We start from the raw sequence: 16,844 nt of genomic DNA, 5'->3' as shown, positions 1-16,844 counted from the left end.
CCTCGCCGGCGATGGGTCAGAGCGACACCGTCCGCCGCTCGCGCGCACTCAGCTGCGCCGCCTCGATCACCCGGATGACATCGCGGGCCTCGCGTGCGGCGACCGGCAAGGTCGCACCCTCGCGAATCGCAGCGGCCACACCTTCGTAATACGCCGTGTAACGGCCGGGCAGCGTATCGATCACCGTGGTGCTGCCATCGGCATCGGTGAACCGGCCGAACGACGCCGGCTCGTCTTCGCCCCAGTTCGCGCCGCCCGGGCGGCGGCCCTCACGAAGCGCGGCTTCCTGGCCGTCGATGCCGTACTTCACGAAGCTGCCGCCATCGCCGTGGACGAGATAGCGCGGGCCCGGGTCGCGGACCATGACCGACGCATGCAACACCGCGCGCCGATGGCCGTAATCGAGCACGAGATGGAAGTAGTCATCCACCTTAGCGGCTGCGCGCTGGCGCGTGACATCCGCGGTGATCGCCTGAGGCAGGCCGAACAACACCAGGGCCTGGTCGATCAGGTGCGCGCCAAGGTCATAGAGCAGGCCGGATCCCGCGACCTCGGTCTCGCGCCACCCCTGCTTGATCTCGGGGCGGAAGCGATCGAAGTGCGCCTCGAAGTAGACGACCTCGCCGAGGCGGCCGTCGTCGACGAGGCGACGTACGGTCAGGAAATCGTTGTCCCAGCGACGGTTCTGGAAGACGGAAAGGCGGCGGTCCACGCGGTCGGCCAGCGCGATCAGGGCATCGGCCTCGGCGGCGTTCAGCGTGAACGGCTTGTCGACCACGACGTGCTTACCTGCTTCCAGCGCGGCGCGCGCCAGCGGCGCATGGCTCTCGTTGGGCGAAGCGATCACGATCAGCTCGAGCGACGGGTCCGCGATCAGGTCGTGAGGATGTTCATACGCCGTGGCCTCGGGAAAGTCACGGGCGATCTGTTCCGCACGGCGACTGCCGATGGCGGCGAGACGAAGGCCTTCCGCCGCGGCGATCAGTGGCGCATGGAAGAAGGCACCTGCTGTGCCATAGCCGATCAGGCCGGTGGGAATCGGTTGCATAGTCGTTCCTGAGGTAGTCCTGGCAACAAGCGTAGCGCGAGCCGCCTGAGCGTTTCGTTCAGGAATTCGCGGTTTTCTGTCGCCCCCGATCGTCGCTCGGCGTGACATTCCCTGCACGGGGCGACGCAGAGCATCGGCGGCGAATTCCCATAAGAGACATGACCCATGGTGGCAGCGAAGAAAGCCGCGCCCGTACCCTCCGCCGCGACGAGTGAGTGGCCCGGCAAGGTCGTACTTGTGACCGGCGGTGCGCAAGGTGTGGGCAAGGGCATCGCGGAAGCGGTACTGGCCGCCGGTGGCTCCGTGGTCATCGGCGATCTGGATGCCGAAGCCGGCAAGGCCTGTATCGACGAATGGGACGCGGGCGAGCGCGCCGCGTTTCTCGTGCTGGATGTCGCGAAGGAAGCGAGTGTCAGGCGTTTCGTGGCCTCGTCATTGCGACGCTTCGGTCGCATCGACGGCCTGGTCAACAACGCAGGCATCGCCAACCCTGTGAACGGTCCGATCGAGAAGCTCGACTGGAGCGAATGGAAGCGGCGCATCGATACGAACCTCGGTGGGACCTTTCTCTGCAGCAAGCATGCCTTGCCGGCGCTGAAGAAGAGCAACGGCGCCATCGTCAATATTTCCTCGTCGCGCGCGCACCAGTCCGAGCCCGACACGGAAGCCTATGCGGCGAGCAAGGGCGGCATCGTCGCGTTGACGCACGCGCTCGCGATCAGTGTGGGACCGGTTCGCGTCAATGCGATCAATCCGGGGTGGATCGTGGTGGATGACTGGAAGAAGCCATCGGCGCGCCACAAGCCGAAGCTGTCAGCGGCGGATCATGCGCAGCACCCGGTCGGGCGGGCGGGTATTCCGCCGGACGTCGGTGCGCTGGCGGTGTTCCTGTTGTCGTCGCATGCGGGGTTCATCACCGGCGAGAACTTCACCGTCGACGGTGGGGTTGCGCGGAAGATGCATTACGTCTGAAGCCCTGCCGACGATGGCATCCCGCTGTGCCGCTGAAGAGGCACGGTCGTCTTCCCGCCGGGATCGAATCGCCCGTTGGCCTCGTTGTAATCCCACTGCTCGACCACGCATGTCGAGCGATCGGTGGTCGGGTCGTGGCGGATGACATTGAAGGAGTTGCTTATTCCTTCGCGAATGCGCGTCGATAACGCCGTGCCCGCCTGCACCGACCACAACTCACTGGACAGTGCACGCTTTTCGGTGTTGAGCGGCCTGACATAAGGCAGGTGGATGTGTCCGCCGAGCACAAGGTCGGCGCCGGCGGCGGCCCAGGCGGCAATCGCGCGCTCATGGTTGATCAGAAGGTTCTCGACGTCCTTCTCCCGTATCACATGGACCGGCTGGTGCGTTACGACGACGCGCAACTGATCGGCGGTGGCCTCGCGTAGCTGCTGGCTGACGCGTTCGATCTGCGCATCGGATACCTCGCCGTTCTTGTGCCGGTGCGCCCGGACGGTATTGACGCCGATGACCAGCAACGCGTCGTCCGTGTGCCTGGGCTCCAGGTTTGCCCCGAAGACGCGGCGGAAACCACCGAACGGATCGAAGGCGCGTGCGAAGACGTTCAACAACGGGACGTCGTGGTTTCCCGGAATCACAAGGGTAGGGCGCCCGTAGCCGTCGATGAAACGGCGGGCGGCATCGAACTGGCTGCGCCGCGCGCGCTGCGTCACGTCACCGGAAAGAATGACGAGATCCGGCCGCATCGAGATGATCAGTTCGCTCAGTGCCGACACCACGTCGGGACGCTCGGTGCCGAAGTGCGTATCGGAAATCTGTACCAGCGTGCTCAACCCGGATCCTCCCCTGGCTGGCGTTCACCATGGGTAAGCAGCACGAGCGGGCGCGGCGCGGCGCGGAAAACGATAGGCGGATCGAGCCAGACGATCTCGCCGTCGACGGCCACCTTGATCTTCGCGCGGTGGTGTTTCGGTTTGACCGTGAGCTCGCGAAACGGAAAGCTGACGACGTCGTCCGCTTCGCCGAGCTTGCCCAGGGCGCCGCTGAGTATGAGGCGGAGCATGGTGAGCTTCCCGATAGGCTTGAGCACGAGCCCGGCCAGCGTGCCATCGTTGCGATGCACGTCCACCGCCTCGGGCAGACCGATTTTCTCCAGCTGCAGCGCATTGTTACCGACGAACAGTGTAGGCGTGCGCAGCTGACGTGACCGCGTGCCGTCGGTCACTTCGACGCGAAGCGGCCGGAAACCCTTCATCAGCGTCGACAGGCCCGACCACAACGCTACGATGCGGTGCCGGCCGAAACGCTGTTTCCACGTCTCGCGGTCTTCGAGCACCTGCGGATAGAGACCGAGGCTCGCATTCACCAGGAACACGCGATCGTTGACCATGCCGATCTGCGCGTTGATCGGCGTAGACCGCACGAGCGCCTCGGCGGCGCCGCGCGTGTCGGTCGGAATGCCGTGCGTCCGGCCGACGAAGTTGAAGGTACCTTGCGGCAGGATGCCCATGGTCAGCTGTTCGCGCCACGCCGCGGCGGCAACGCAGTTGATGGTGCCGTCGCCGCCCGCGGCCACGATCGCGCCACCCTGCTTGCTGGCGTACGCGGCGGCGTCGCGGACGACGTCCACGATGTCGTGCTCGTCGTCGATGAGAAAAAACGCATGAGGATGTCCGGCGGCATCGAGAATCGAGGCGATCTCGTCGCGTGCCGCCGCGGCGTCCTGTCGGCCGGAGCCGGCATTCATGACAATGGCGAAAGAGACTGGACTGGACATCGCTGGATCGAAGCATTCGCCTCGTTACGGCCGCATGAAATTACGTCCTGGCCTGCCGGCCCTCGCGAAGGCGGAGGTATTCCGCGCTGCCGACACACAGCGTGACCCAGGCAAGGCCCGTGGCGTATCCCGCCATCACGTCGCTGAAGTAATGCACCTGGAGCAGGATGCGGCTGATGCCGACCACGGTGATCATGGCCACGGCAGCGATCACGATGAGCCGGTGCCAGCGAGGTGGGCAAAGCACCAGCAGGACATACGCGAGCATGCCGTAGAACACCATCGACCCCGATGCATGGCCACTGGGAAAGCTGTAGCTGTGTTCGACGATGAAGCCATGGTCGTGCAGCGGCCGTTCGCGCTGGAACCAGCCCTTGAGCGCACTGTTGATCGCGGCGGTGCCGACTAGCGTGGCGATCCAGGTGATGGCGAGGCGCACGTGCCGGCGAAGCAACAGCGCGAGGAAGACGACGCCCGTGGCCACGCCGACGACGACGGGATCGCCCGTGTGGGTGACCCAGGCGATCGCACGCAGCACGGGCAGGGGCAGGTTGGCGCGGAGGTCGGCGGCGAGGCTGGCGTCGAAGACGGTCAGGCCTGCCTGCTCGCGAACCTCCACCGCGATCGCCGTGGCGATCACCAGCATGGCGACGATGACGACCATGGCGGTCGTGGGGCGCAGGAAGGCGCGGGCCGCCGGGTCCAGTCCTTCTCGTCGCCGCACGGCGCGGCGCCACGCCACGTCGGCGCCCAGCAGGGCGGCGACCAGAAGGAGCGCCCAGACCGACAGGGCGTGGCGACTGATCCAATCCAATGGCACTGCGATCACTCCTCGTCTCATGGCAGGATCGGCATGTTGCCACGCCGCGACCTCGCGGCCCGAAAAGGGGATGAACATGTCGAAGGTTTCGTTGGCTCGCGCGGTGCTCGCGCTGGCCCTTCTCGCTGGCGCTGCCTCCGCCGTTCATGCCGACGGCGCGCCGCTGGCGCATCGCATCGTGCGCGTCGGCCTGCCGGCGGCAAGCCAGGGCACTTCCGGCCGTCTGATCCTGTTCGCCATGCCCGCTTCGGCTGCGAAAGACGGCAAGGCGGAAGAAGTGGACACCAACCCGTTCCAGCCGACCGCGGTGTCGGTCGCGGCCAGGGACGTCGGCTGGATCGCTGGCGGCCAGACGGTCGACCTCGACACGGACGGCGAGGCGTTCCCCGCGGGCTTTTCGAGCCTTCCGCCAGGCGATTACCTTTTCCAGGCGGTGCTCGACGTGGGGCATGACTACAACTACAGCGGACGTCACGCCGGCGATCTGATCAGCCCGGTCACGGCCGTCAGGCTGACGCCGGGCGGTAGCCTGCCCACGCTCACTCTCGATACCACCGTGCCCGCGAAGGACCCCTGGAACCTGCCGCCGGCGGCACCGCAGGCCATCCGCGACGCGCTGCCCGAGGCGCGCAAGCATGCGCATGCGGAGACGTTCGAGAGTCCCGCTCTGACGGCTTTCGCCGGTCGCCCCCTGTCGATCCGTGCCTGGGTCGTCACGCCGCCCGGCTACGACCCCAAAGCCTCGACACGTTATCCCACCGTCTATCTGACACACGGCTTCGGGGGTGGCTTCGACCGGTTCACGGGGACCATCGCGTCGGTATGGTCGGCCATGGCCAACAAGCAGATGCCACCGATGATCTGGGTCCTGCTCGATGAATCCGGTCCTACGGGTACGCACGAATTCGCCGATTCGGTGAACAACGGCCCCTGGGGCCAGGCGCTGACCACGGAATACATCCCGTGGCTCGAGACCCGCTACAAGATGGACGCCAGGGTGAGCGGTCGCTTCCTCAATGGCCATTCGTCCGGCGGCTGGGCCACGCTGTGGCTGCAGACGCGTTATCCGAAGGTGTTCGGCGGCACCTGGTCGACCTCTCCGGATCCGAGCGATTTCCACGACTTCACCGGCATCGACCTCTACGCGCCCCACGCCAACGCCTATAAAGCGGCCGATGGCACGCCGTACCCCCTGATCCGCGACAAGGGCAAGGTGATCGCCACGTTCGAGACCTTCGCGCATCTCGAGCGCGTGCTCGGCGCCTATGGTGGCCAGCTGGCATCGTTCGAGTGGGTGTTCTCGCCGCGCGGCGCCGACGGACGGCCGCAGCCGATGTTCAATCGTGATACCGGCGCGATCGATGCGAATGTCGTCGCGTACTGGCGCGACCATTACGACATCGCCCAGCGCATGCGCACACAGTGGCCGTCGCTCAGGCCCGACCTGGACGGAAAGATCCACCTGATCGTCGGCACGGCCGACACGTTCTACCTCGATGGGTCGGCGAAGTTACTCAAGGACACGCTCGACGGCCTGCACGCGAAGAGCGATTTCCGGTTCCTGCCCGGAAAGACGCATTTCGACCTCTATACCGAAGGGGATGACCGGCAGGCGTTGCTGAAGAAGATCGCCTGGGAGATGTACGGGGTAGCGCGGCCGGGGCAGGGCAAGCCCGGAGGTTGAGGCCTGTCACGCCGCGACGCAGCAAGGCCTTCACCACGGGCTGGGCTAAAATGCCGGTCTTTGCCCCGGAGAGTTTCATGGCGCAGCTTCCCTCGGCCGGCGGCCGCTTCCGTGCCGCGCTTGCGGCGGAACAGCCCCTGCAGGTCATTGGCGCGATCAACGCCAACCACGCGTTGCTGGCGAAGCGCGCCGGGTTTCGCGCGATCTACCTTTCCGGCGGCGGTGTGGCGGCGGGTTCGCTGGGCCTTCCCGACCTCGGCATCAACACGCTGGACGACGTACTCACCGACGTGCGTCGCATCACCGACGTGTGCGACCTGCCGTTGATGGTCGATATCGACACGGGGTTCGGCCCGAGCGCGTTCAACATCGCGCGCACCGTCAAAAGCCTGATCAGGTTCGGCGCCGCGGCCTGCCACATCGAAGACCAGGTCGGCGCGAAGCGCTGCGGTCACCGGCCCGGCAAGGAAATCGTCACGACCGAGGAAATGGCCGATCGCGTCAAGGCCGCCGCCGATGCGAAGACCGATCCGGACTTCTTCCTGATCGCGCGCACCGATGCCATCGCCGTGCTCGGCGTGGATGCCGCCATCGACCGTGCGATCGCCTGCGTGGAAGCGGGCGCCGACGCGATCTTCGCCGAGGCCGCCTACGACCTGCCGACGTACAAGCGTTTCGTCGATGCGGTCAACGTGCCCGTGCTGGCCAATATCACGGAGTTCGGCCAGACGCCGCTGTTCAGCACCGAAGAACTCGGGAGCGTCGGCGTCGGTATCGTCCTGTATCCGCTTTCCGCGTTCCGCGCCATGAACAAGGCCGCCGAGAACGTCTACACCAGCATCCGCCGCGACGGTCACCAGCGCAACGTCATCGACACGATGCAGACGCGCGAAGAACTGTACGACCGCATCGGCTACCACGACTACGAGCGTCACCTCGACGCGCTGTTCTCTAAGAAGGGTTAAGGAGAGTCACTCATGAGCGACACCGCAACCACCACCGGCCCGAAGCCGAAGAAATCCGTCGCATTGTCCGGCATCGCCGCCGGCAATACCGCGCTGTGCACGGTCGGCCGCAGCGGCAATGACCTGCACTACCGTGGTTACGACATCCACGACCTCGCAGCGAAGGGCTCGTTCGAAGAGGTGGCTTACCTTCTCGTCCACGGCGTCTTGCCGAACTGGATGGAGCTCAACGCCTACCGGGCCAAGCTGAAGCGCCTGCGCGGTTTGCCCGCGCCGGTCAAGGCCTCGCTCGAACTGCTGCCGGCGGCCACGCATCCGATGGACGTGATGCGTACCGGTGCGTCGGTGCTCGGCACCGTGCTGCCCGAGAAGGACGATCACAATGTGACGGGCGCGCGCGACATCGCCGATCGTCTCATGGCGAGCTTCGGTTCGATCCTGCTGTACTGGTACCACTTCAGCCACAACGGCAAGCGCATCGAGACGGAGACCGAAGACGACTCCATCGCCGGGCACTTCCTGCATCTGCTGCACGGTCGCAAGCCGAGCGATCTGCACTCGCACGCGCTCGACCGTTCGCTGGTGCTGTATGCCGAGCATGAGTTCAACGCCAGCACGTTCGCGGCGCGTGTCATCGCCGGCACCGGTTCGGACATGTATTCGGCCATCACCGGCGCCATCGGTGCGCTTCGCGGTCCCAAGCACGGCGGTGCCAACGAGGTCGCGATGGAAATCATCGCGCGCTACCGCGACGCCGGTGAGGCGGAAGCCGATATCCGTGCGCGCGTGGAGCGGAAGGAGATCATCATCGGATTCGGGCATCCGGTGTACACCGTGTCCGATCCGCGCAACGAGATCATCAAGGAAATCGCGCGCAAGCTCTGCACCGACGGTGGCAATCCGCGTCTGTTCGAGGTGTCGGAGAAGATCGAGAAGCTGATGTGGGATCTGAAAAAGATGTTCCCCAACCTCGACTGGTACTCGGCATCGGCGTACCACATGATGGGCGTGCCGACGGCGATGTTCACGCCGTTGTTCGTCATCGCGCGTACGTCGGGCTGGAGCGCCCATGTGATCGAGCAGCGTCAGGACGGCAAGATCATTCGTCCGAGCGCGAATTACACCGGGCCGGAAGACCAAGTGTACACGCCGATCGAGAAGCGCTGAATCGAGGCGGCGTTGCCGCGTCGTTATTGATTCGCGCGCGGGGCGCGCTCCTACCGAAGCCGCGTTCTCGCTCCTACGAGAGCCGCATTGTAGGAGCGCGCCCTGCGCGCGAAAGGCCAACAGCGCGATGACGCCGCGCCCCGGCTACCCCGCGGACAACCTCAGATCTCCGCCGCCATCCGCGTCGCCCGGTCGATCGCCCGCTTGGCATCCAGTTCGGCCGCGACATCCGCGCCACCGACGAGTCGCACGTCGATACCGCGCTCCAGCAACGCATCGTGCAGGGCACGGTTCGGCTCCTGCCCTGCGCATACGATGATGTTGTCCACGTCGAGCACCTGCGGCTGTCCGTCGATGATCACGTGCAGTCCGGCATCGTCGATGCGTTCATAGGTCACGCCGCCGACCATCTTCACGCGCTTGTTCTTCAGTGTCGCGCGGTGCACCCAGCCGGAGGTCTTGTTGAGACGGGCGCCGGGGCGTCCCGCACTACGCTGCAGGAGCCATACGTCGCGTTCGGGCTTCTCCGGCTGCGCCGGCATCAATCCTCCCGGTGCCGCCATCGTCATGTCGACGCCCCACTCCTTCGTCCAGCGCGCGATGTCCGTGGTGGGGGAGGGGATCTCTTCGGTAAGAAATTCGGAGACGTCGAAGCCGATACCGCCGGCGCCGATCACGGCCACTTTGCCGCCGACCGGCGCATTGCCGTGAAGCACGTCGAGGTAGGAGAGCACCTTGCGATGATCGGCTCCGGGAATCGACAAGGGGCGGGGCAACACGCCGGTAGCGAGAATCACGGTGTCGAAATCTCCGGCCGCCAGCGCGTCCACGCTGGCTTCGGCGCCAAGCTGGCGCGTGACGCCCGTTTCCGTCAGGCGGTGATCGAAGTAGCGCAGGGTTTCCTGGAATTCTTCCTTGCCCGGAATGCGTTTGGCCATGTTGAACTGACCACCGATCTCGTTGGCGCGATCGAACAGCGTGACGGCGTGTCCGCGCTCGGCCAGTGTCGTGGCGGCGGCGAGTCCCGCTGGACCGGCGCCTACCACGGCGACGCGTTTTTTCGCGGTGGTGGGGAGAATCTTCAGTTCGGTTTCATGGCAGGCACGCGGGTTGACCAGACACGACGCGCGGCGATTCTCGAACACGTGGTCGAGGCAGGCCTGGTTGCAGGCGATGCAGGTGTTGATGGTCTGCGGGCGTGAGGCGCGCGCCTTGTTCACCCACTCCGGGTCGGCGAGCAGGGGGCGTGCCATCGACACCATGTCCGCATCGCCGTCGGCAAGAATCCGTTCGGCGACATCGGGCATGTTGATGCGGTTGGTGGTCACCAGCGGAATGCCGACTTCGCCTTTCATGCGGCGCGTGACCCATGAAAAGGCGCCACGCGGCACACTGGTCACGATGGTGGGGATGCGCGCCTCGTGCCAGCCGATGCCCGTGTTGATGATGGTCGCCCCGGCGGCTTCGATGGCCTTGCCGAGCGTGACGATATCCGCCCACGGCTGAGCATCGTCGACGAGGTCGAGCATCGAGAGCCGGTAGATGATGATGAAGTCCTTCCCTACCGCCTCACGCATACGCCGAACGATCTCGATGGGGAAGCGCATGCGATTCTCCGCCGAGCCACCCCAGCGATCCGTGCGCTTGTTGGTCCGCGCGGTCAGGAACTGGTTGATGAGGTAGCCCTCGGAGCCCATGACCTCGACGCCGTCGTAGCCAGCGTCGCGGGCGAGCTTCGCGCTGCGGACGAAGGCGTCGATGGTGCGCTCGACGCCACGTGTGCCGAGCGCCCTCGGCGTGAACGGCGTGATCGGCGATTTGATCTTCGATGGCGCGACGGACAACGGCTGATAGGCGTAGCGACCGGCGTGGAGAATCTGCATGCAGATCTTGCCGCCCTCCGCGTGGACGGCGGCGGTGACCTTGCGGTGGCGCGCCACGTGCCAGGGCATCGACATCGTTCCCGACAACGGCTTCAGCCAGCCCTGGATGTTGGGCGCGATGCCGCCGGTGACGATCAGGCCGACGCCGCCACGGGCACGCTCGGCGAAAAAAGCCGCCAGCTTGTCGTAGTCGGCCGCCTTGTCCTCCAGGCCCGTATGCATCGAGCCCATCAGCACGCGGTTGCGCAGGGTGGTGAAGCCGAGGTCGAGCGGGGCGAGCAGGTGGGGATAGGACACGGTCGGATCCGGTTCAAACGATCGTTCGAATGATTACCGGATCGGGGGCGCGGAGCAAGGGCGGGCGCAGCAATGACCGACGCGGACCGGGCTAACCCATGGGCGTTACGGCGTGTATCGCGGCCGTTACAAATCGCGTCTTCCGTTCAGGTGCGAAAAGCGCTCGAAGCCGCCTCGGAACAGGGTCTCGTGCAAGCGACGACACAAGGCACGCAACTTGCTCCGCCTTATCACCCGGCGCGTTGGCAGGGCGCCCGGCGATCACGACGAAAACAGGGGTTTCGCGTCGCTCACAGGAGACTTTCCCATGCGTAAGACCTTCATTGCCACGGCGATCTGCCTCGCTCTCGGATTCGCCCTGCCGGCCGTTGCCCAGGACAGCAGCCAGACCGGAGCAGCGGGCGCCACCGCCCAGCGTAACTCGACGGCGTACCAGTACTCGGACAGCTCGACCTATTCCGATAGTTCGACTCACAGCAACACGACGACGAACACCACATGGGGTTCGTACAACACGACGAATGCCATTTCCGACACCACGCTCAATGGCAGTGTGAGCGGCGTCACCGTCAGTGGCATCGGCAACAACGCCTATAACTACGGGTCCGCAGCCGGTGGACGCGGTGGATCCGGCGGCGCCGGCTACGGGGCCACGGGATATGGCGGCGACGGCGGAGCTGGCGGCAGCGGCGGCAACGCGCGTGCGCGCGGCGCGGTCGGCGGCGACGGCAGTGCGTCGTCCAGCAGTGGCGATGCGGGCTCCCTGACCGCATCGGCAGGCGGGAACGCCTCCGGCAACGGCGGCAACTCCAACGGTGACGGCGGTGCCGCGCGGTCTCGCGGAGCGGGCGGCGGTGCGCCGACGGGTGGTTCCACGGCCGGCACGGGTGGCGCGAGCGCGAGCACCGGTGGCGCGGGCACGTCGGGCGATGCCACGGCCATGGCGGCGGGTGGCGCATCGACAGGAACGGGCGGCGCGGGCGGCACGGCGACGTCCGCCGCGGGCGCCGGAGGTGCGGGCGCGGCGGCGGGTGACGGCACGGGCGGTGCGGGTTCCGGCGCGACCGGTGGCGCGGGCGGCGCGGGTGGTACGTCGATGGCGGACGCGGGCAGCTTCAGCATGGCCAATAGCATGGGCAGTGCGGGCGCGGCAGCGGCGGGCATCTCGAACTTTGCGCAGAACAGCGGCGCGGCGTCGCTGATCCAGCAGGGTGTCAACGTTCAGGCCAATCTCAGCGTGGGCTCGTCGCCCTGACGCATCGGGTGGGCAAAGGGAGCCACGGGGCGCGTGTCGCTCCGTGGCGATCCGAAGGGACATCGAACGACCTTCAGGAGAGCACCCATGTGGCAGCAATACCGGTATCGAAGGTGCGCGGTGCTGAGTTTCATCGTTATCGCGTTTGCCGGCGGAGCGGCGATGGCCGCGCCGCCAGCGGAAAAAACGCCACCGCCGGGCTTTGGCGCGGCGGTCCCCGCCGACACGCTGAAGGCGATGAGTGGCGGCAGCAACGTCACCAACAACGTCAGTCAGCAGACCCTCAACGGGACGATGAGTGACACGGAGGCACGGGACACCGTAAGCGGCGGAAACATCGTGTCCGGTAGCGCGTTCGGCAACGCGGCGGGCCTGCCCACGGTGATCCAGAACTCCGGCAACAATGTGTTGATCCAGAATGCCACGATCGTCAACGTGCGGATGAATCCATGAAGATCGTCTGCGCGCTGGCCCTGCTCGTCATGCTCCCGGCTCCCGCCGTCAGCGCGATGAAGGCCGATGTGCAGACCGGGCAGGGTACGTCGTATCCGGTCCGGCTGACGAGCCTCAAGGAAGCGCGGTTCCGCAACACCATCCGACAGAAATACGACTTCAGCTGCGGGTCGGCCGCAGTGGCGACGTTGCTTACGTATCAGTACGGTTATCCGGTCGACGAGCAATCCGCGTTCGACGTGATGTACGCGAATGGCGACCGCGCGAAGATCGGTCGCGAGGGATTCTCCCTGCTGGACATCAAACGATTCCTCGCGTCGCGCGGCTTTGAGGCGGACGGTTTCGACGTTCCGCTCGACAAACTGGACGACGATGGCATCCCTGCCATCGTGCTGATCAACGAGCGCGGGTACCACCATTTCGTGGTGGTGAAAGGGTACAAGGCTGGACGTGTCCTGGTCGGCGACCCGGCACGCGGAACGCGCTCGATGTCCAGGCGCCGTTTCGACGCGATGTGGACCAATCACATCGTTTTCGTCATTCACAACGAACGCGACCGCGCCATCTTCAACAGTCCGCGTGACTGGGCGGTCGCTCCCGCGGCACCGATCTCCGGGGGTATCGAGCGTAACGGGCTCGCGCCGATCGTGATGCCCAAGCGCGGACCGGGGGACATATGAACACCCGACTTTTCCGGCGGCTGCCGATCGCGTGCGCACTTGCCTGCGCCAGCGCGCACGCAGTGGACTTTCCGGTAAATCGCGCCGTGGCGGACGCCGAGCTGGACCGCATCCGCGGCGGTTTCGACCTCGGGGACAACCTCAAGGTGTCGTTCGCGCTCCAGCGCACGGTACTCATCAATGGCATGGAGGCGCTGCGCACCACCATCTCGGTGCCGGACGTCGCCGCGATCACCCACGATCAGGCGACGGCGCTGCAGAGCGCGCTGCAGACGATGGTCATCACCAATGGTGCCGGTGGCATCGGGAGTCAGTCGCCGGTGGTGTCGCCTGCGCCAGCGACCGCGGCGGTCGTCACTGCGGTCCTGCCGAACTCGATAACGCCGGGTCTCGTCATCCAGAACTCGCTCGACAACCAGGCCATCACGGCCAATACGACGATCGATGCGTCCGTGAACACGGCACGCATGCTGCAGAACATGCGTGTGGCGGAGTCGGTCAACGATGCGGTGATTCAATCTCGGGGGAACTGACGCATGTATCGCAATGGCAGGGTGATGCAGGCAAAAACGTGCGCGGGCGCCCTGGTGCTTGCGGTTCTGCCGATGTGGATCGGCGCGTGCCTCGCGCAGGAATCCGCGGTGGATCCGGCGCTGCGCGAGAAGATCGAATCGCAGGGACGGAAGATCGACGCGATGCGCAGCCGCATGGCCGAGCAGCTGGCGGAGCTCGAGCAGATGAAGCGCGAGCTGGCGTCGCAGGAGGTGCAGTACAACGACCTGCGCAAGGCGATCGGCCTGAACGCCCTGGAGGACGCACGCGGCGGATCGGCGGCGGTCGCCAACCCCGATGCACAGGCACCCTTGCCGCAGAACCGGTCCGGCGGACTTCCGCCGTCGACTCCCTTGGTGGCGACATCTTCGCAGACGGTAGCGACGCAGCCGGTCGGTAAGCGACCCGAAGAGGACGAGAGGCCGCCCGAGGTCGCGCCCATCTTCGACCAGCCGGGTGTGCTCACGCCACGCGGCAAGCTCATCATCGAACCGTCGTACCAGTACGGTTATTCATCGAGCGACCGCGTGGCGCTGGTGGGCTACACCGTCATTCCCGCGATCCTCATCGGCCTGGTCGATGTGCGCCAGGTCAAGACGACCACGCAGACCGGAGCGCTGGCCTTTCGCTACGGCCTGACGAATCGCATGGAGCTGGAGGTGCGCGTGCCTTACGTGGACACGCACACCGATACGATCAGCCGGGAAATCTTCACCGGGACGGCGCAGGACAACCTCTTTACCACCAGCGGCAAAGGCATCGGCGACGTGGAGGCCACGTTGCGCTATCAGATCAACGACGGCGGTGCGGACAAGCCGTATTACATCGGCTGGTTCCGCGCAAAGTCGCGCACCGGTCGCGATCCGTTCGACGTCACCAGCGACTGTGTGACGCGCTGCGTGGAAAACGTCACGGGCACCGGACTGCCGTTGCAGAGTCCGACCGGGTCGGGCTTCTACTCGGCGCAGCTGGGCATGACGTGGCTGTATCCGTCCGATCCGGTCGTGTTTTTCGGCAACATCAGCTATTTGCACAACTTCGAGCGGAAGAACGTCAGCCGCAACGTCCTGCTTGCCGGCAAGCAGTTTCTGGGCGACGTGAAAGCGGGCGATATCGCGGATATCAGCATCGGCATGGGTCTGTCGCTCAATGAAAAGGCGTCGATCAGTATCGGCTACGACCAGGCCTTCGTGGCTCGTACGGAGCAGGACGGGCATCCGTTGCCGGGATCGGCGCGCGCGACGCTGGGGTCGCTGCTGATCGGCGGTTCGTATCGCTATAACGCGAGAGAAACGCTCAATGTCACCCTCGGTGTGGGTATTACGCGCGATACGCCGGACACGACGATTACGGTGCGACTCCCCATCACCTTGTGACGCCGGTCGCACTTTCACCTGAATTTCATGAAAAAAAGCCTCGCGTTTCAAACACGCGAAGGTTCCCGTGCACGCCGCGCACACACAACCGTTCGTTAAGATTTCAGTCGGGGGTTACTAACAATCTTGAAACATTTGCAGGGAGTTTTGTTCATGCGCACTGGTCACAATCGTTACGGCAAGTTCACTGCGGGTCTTGCCATCGCTTCGCTCGCCGCCTTCGGTGCGGCCGCGCATGCGCAGGACAGCGAGAAGAAGTCGCAGTCGCCGGCTCTCGATAACGTGAGCGTCTGGGTCGGTGGTTATTACACCAACAATGACACCACGATCGGCGCGAAGACCGGCATCCTGAATACCAGCGGCGACGTCAATCTCGAAGACGATCTCGACTTCAAGAAGCACAAGACGGTGCCGCGCGTCCGCCTCGATTTCCTCATCGGCGCCCACCAGGGCTTCGCGTTCGACTACTACGAGGTCGATCGTTCGCACTCCAAGTCGCTGGACGAGCAGATCAATTTCCTCGGCAATCCGATCAGCGCCGCCGCGCAGGTCAAGGGCGACCTGAAGTTCACCTTCGGCAGCGCCGCCTACAAGTGGTGGTTCGGCACGGGCAACGACGTGTTCGGCCTGGGTCTGGGTGCGGCGTACTACAAGATCGACGCCAGCATCGACGCGAACGCGTCGGCATTCGGCCAGAACTTCTCCAGCAGCAACTCCACCAAGACCAACGCCTGGGCGCCCAACCTGCAGATCGGCTGGCGTCACGCGTTCAGCGATCAGCTCCGCATGTACCTCAATGCGTCGGGCGTGAAGAAGAACGGTGGCTCGCTCAACGGCCACATCTACGACGTCGCGCTCGGCCTCGAGTGGTTCCCGTGGCAGAACGTCGGCTTCGGTGCGGAATACGCCTATACCCGCATCAAGCTCAACCAGGACAAGAGCCGTTACGACCTGGACCTCGACATGAAGCTCAACGGACCGGCTGCTTACGTCCGCTTCCGCTTCTGACCAGCCGGTTGGCGGGCGGCGTAATGCCGTCCGCCTCGCCGGGGGGAATCCTGGGCCGCCTTCGGGCGGCCCGTTTTTTTTAGCGCTCAGGCGTGCTTCGCCGCGTTGCGACGAGCCCGGAGCCATCCGCCGCCACAGATACCGATGACCAGTACGGCGTCAAGCAGCCACGGCGCCCAGGGGCGTGCATCGAACCAGGGGGCCACCAGACCGTCGTGGGCGATCATGCGCGCCGCCGTCCATGCGATGGCCGCGGCTCCGATGTAGATCACGACAGGGAAGCGCTCGATCAGTTTCAGGATGAGTGTCGATCCCCAGACCACCAGCGGCACGCTGATGGCCAGACCGAGCACGACCAGACCCATGTGGCCCTTGGCCGCCCCGGCGATCGCCAGGACGTTGTCCAGGCCCATCAGGGCATCGGCCACGACGATCGTGCGGATGGCTGCCCAGAAGCCCGACGCGGCGCTGACCTCGGGGTCGTGGTCGTCATGCTTGAGCAGCTTCCACGCGATCGGAATGAGCAAGGCACCGCCGACCAGCATCAGGCCGGGCAGCTTCAGCAGCCAGATGACCGCGAAGGTCAGCAGGATGCGCAGGGCGATGGCGCCGAAGGTGCCCCAGAACACGGCCTTCTTCTGCAGCGCTTTGGGCAGGTTGCGCGCTGCCAGGGCGATGACGATCGCGTTGTCGCCCGCCAGGACCAGGTCCAGCAGGATGATGGCGGCGAGGCCGGAGAAAAATTCGGGGGTGAGGAAATCCATGCTGGGTGGCCTTCGCGCGTGGTGAGATCTAATGCGGCGGCAACGGGTACGCGCGCCCGTCGTCACCACAAAAGTCTCGTTCCTGGCACGGAAGCCACCGCGACGACCGGGGTGCGTGGGGCACCCGTATTGACGACCGTCGC

The 16,844-nt window shown here is 65.4% G+C and carries 16 protein-coding genes; 10 read left to right on the top strand and 6 right to left on the bottom strand.

The features are described from left to right. Positions 1–16: 16 nt before the first annotated feature. Complete coding sequence (locus B5X73_RS17240; protein ID WP_079522696.1) at positions 17–1,048, bottom strand: oxidoreductase; 1,032 nt, start codon at positions 1,046–1,048, stop codon at positions 17–19. Between the two features lie 165 nt (positions 1,049–1,213). Here B5X73_RS17240 and B5X73_RS17235 point away from each other — a divergent pair, with 165 nt between their 5' ends. Further along, positions 1,214–2,020, top strand: coding sequence for an SDR family oxidoreductase (locus B5X73_RS17235; protein WP_079522695.1), 807 nt, complete (start codon positions 1,214–1,216; stop codon positions 2,018–2,020). Here the strand turns inward: B5X73_RS17235 and B5X73_RS17230 are convergent. Genes B5X73_RS17230 through B5X73_RS17220 form a run of 3 tightly spaced genes read right to left on the bottom strand, consistent with a single transcriptional unit; the run spans position 2,011 to position 4,617 of the window. Next, positions 2,011–2,853: a metallophosphoesterase family protein gene (locus B5X73_RS17230; RefSeq protein WP_079522694.1), complete on the bottom strand. Its 843-nt coding sequence runs from the start codon at positions 2,851–2,853 to the stop codon at positions 2,011–2,013. The two genes, B5X73_RS17235 and B5X73_RS17230, sit on opposite strands and share 10 nt — an antisense overlap. Beyond that, on the bottom strand, positions 2,850–3,797 hold the full coding sequence (locus B5X73_RS17225) for a diacylglycerol/lipid kinase family protein (RefSeq protein WP_079522693.1): 948 nt from the start codon (positions 3,795–3,797) through the stop codon (positions 2,850–2,852). Before B5X73_RS17225 ends, B5X73_RS17230 begins: the two co-directional genes overlap by 4 nt. Before the next feature lie 40 nt (positions 3,798–3,837). After that, a complete protein-coding gene (locus tag B5X73_RS17220) occupies positions 3,838–4,617 on the bottom strand; it encodes a phosphatase PAP2 family protein (protein ID WP_239708976.1) in 780 nt (259 codons plus the stop codon). A 70-nt stretch (positions 4,618–4,687) separates the two neighbouring features. On the opposite strand from B5X73_RS17220, the gene B5X73_RS17215 reads away from it, so the two are divergent. The 3 genes from B5X73_RS17215 to prpC all read left to right on the top strand — a co-directional run bounded on the left by B5X73_RS17215 (position 4,688) and on the right by prpC (position 8,433). Further along, on the top strand, positions 4,688–6,301 hold the full coding sequence (locus tag B5X73_RS17215; protein WP_079522692.1) for an alpha/beta hydrolase: 1,614 nt from the start codon (positions 4,688–4,690) through the stop codon (positions 6,299–6,301). 77 nt (positions 6,302–6,378) lie between these two features. Next, the gene (prpB, locus tag B5X73_RS17210) at positions 6,379–7,266 is read left to right on the top strand and encodes a methylisocitrate lyase (protein ID WP_079522691.1); all 888 of its coding nucleotides are present in this window, start codon (positions 6,379–6,381) and stop codon (positions 7,264–7,266) included. Between the two features lie 12 nt (positions 7,267–7,278). Further along, entirely contained in the window at positions 7,279–8,433 is a 1,155-nt protein-coding gene (gene prpC / locus B5X73_RS17205; RefSeq protein WP_036115388.1) for a bifunctional 2-methylcitrate synthase/citrate synthase, read from the top strand. Positions 8,434–8,594: 161 nt separating this feature from the next. On the opposite strand, the gene B5X73_RS17200 is transcribed toward prpC, so the two are convergent. Continuing rightward, on the bottom strand, positions 8,595–10,613 hold the full coding sequence (locus B5X73_RS17200; RefSeq protein WP_079522690.1) for an NADPH-dependent 2,4-dienoyl-CoA reductase: 2,019 nt from the start codon (positions 10,611–10,613) through the stop codon (positions 8,595–8,597). A 307-nt stretch (positions 10,614–10,920) separates the two neighbouring features. Here B5X73_RS17200 and B5X73_RS21075 point away from each other — a divergent pair, with 307 nt between their 5' ends. The 6 genes from B5X73_RS21075 (at position 10,921) to B5X73_RS17170 (ending at position 15,937) form a co-directional block, all read left to right on the top strand. Continuing rightward, complete coding sequence (locus B5X73_RS21075; protein WP_036115382.1) at positions 10,921–11,868, top strand: hypothetical protein; 948 nt, start codon at positions 10,921–10,923, stop codon at positions 11,866–11,868. A gap of 87 nt (positions 11,869–11,955) precedes the next feature. Beyond that, positions 11,956–12,321: a hypothetical protein gene (locus B5X73_RS21390; protein WP_079522689.1), complete on the top strand. Its 366-nt coding sequence runs from the start codon at positions 11,956–11,958 to the stop codon at positions 12,319–12,321. Beyond that, on the top strand, positions 12,318–13,001 hold the full coding sequence (locus B5X73_RS17185) for a C39 family peptidase (RefSeq protein WP_079522688.1): 684 nt from the start codon (positions 12,318–12,320) through the stop codon (positions 12,999–13,001). Before B5X73_RS21390 ends, B5X73_RS17185 begins: the two co-directional genes overlap by 4 nt. Next, a complete protein-coding gene (locus tag B5X73_RS17180) occupies positions 12,998–13,534 on the top strand; it encodes a hypothetical protein (RefSeq protein ID WP_079522687.1) in 537 nt (178 codons plus the stop codon). The genes B5X73_RS17185 and B5X73_RS17180 overlap by 4 nt, the downstream gene beginning before the upstream one ends. A gap of 3 nt (positions 13,535–13,537) precedes the next feature. Continuing rightward, positions 13,538–14,929, top strand: a complete 1,392-nt coding sequence (locus tag B5X73_RS17175) for an acetate kinase (protein ID WP_079522686.1) — start codon at positions 13,538–13,540, stop codon at positions 14,927–14,929. Between the two features lie 153 nt (positions 14,930–15,082). Then, positions 15,083–15,937 carry an outer membrane protein gene (locus tag B5X73_RS17170; RefSeq protein ID WP_239708983.1) on the top strand — a complete coding sequence of 285 codons (855 nt, stop codon included), beginning with the start codon at positions 15,083–15,085 and terminating at the stop codon, positions 15,935–15,937. Positions 15,938–16,023: 86 nt separating this feature from the next. Here B5X73_RS17170 and B5X73_RS17165 read toward each other — a convergent pair whose 3' ends face one another. Next, the gene (locus tag B5X73_RS17165) at positions 16,024–16,701 is read right to left on the bottom strand and encodes a TerC family protein (RefSeq protein WP_079522685.1); all 678 of its coding nucleotides are present in this window, start codon (positions 16,699–16,701) and stop codon (positions 16,024–16,026) included. Positions 16,702–16,844: the final 143 nt, after the last annotated feature.

This window comes from Luteibacter sp. 22Crub2.1 (assembly GCF_900167995.1).
In the GTDB taxonomy this organism is placed as follows: domain Bacteria; phylum Pseudomonadota; class Gammaproteobacteria; order Xanthomonadales; family Rhodanobacteraceae; genus Luteibacter; species Luteibacter mycovicinus.
Note: the sequence above shows the minus strand (reverse complement) of the source record. Positions and strands in the feature narration are given on the sequence as shown.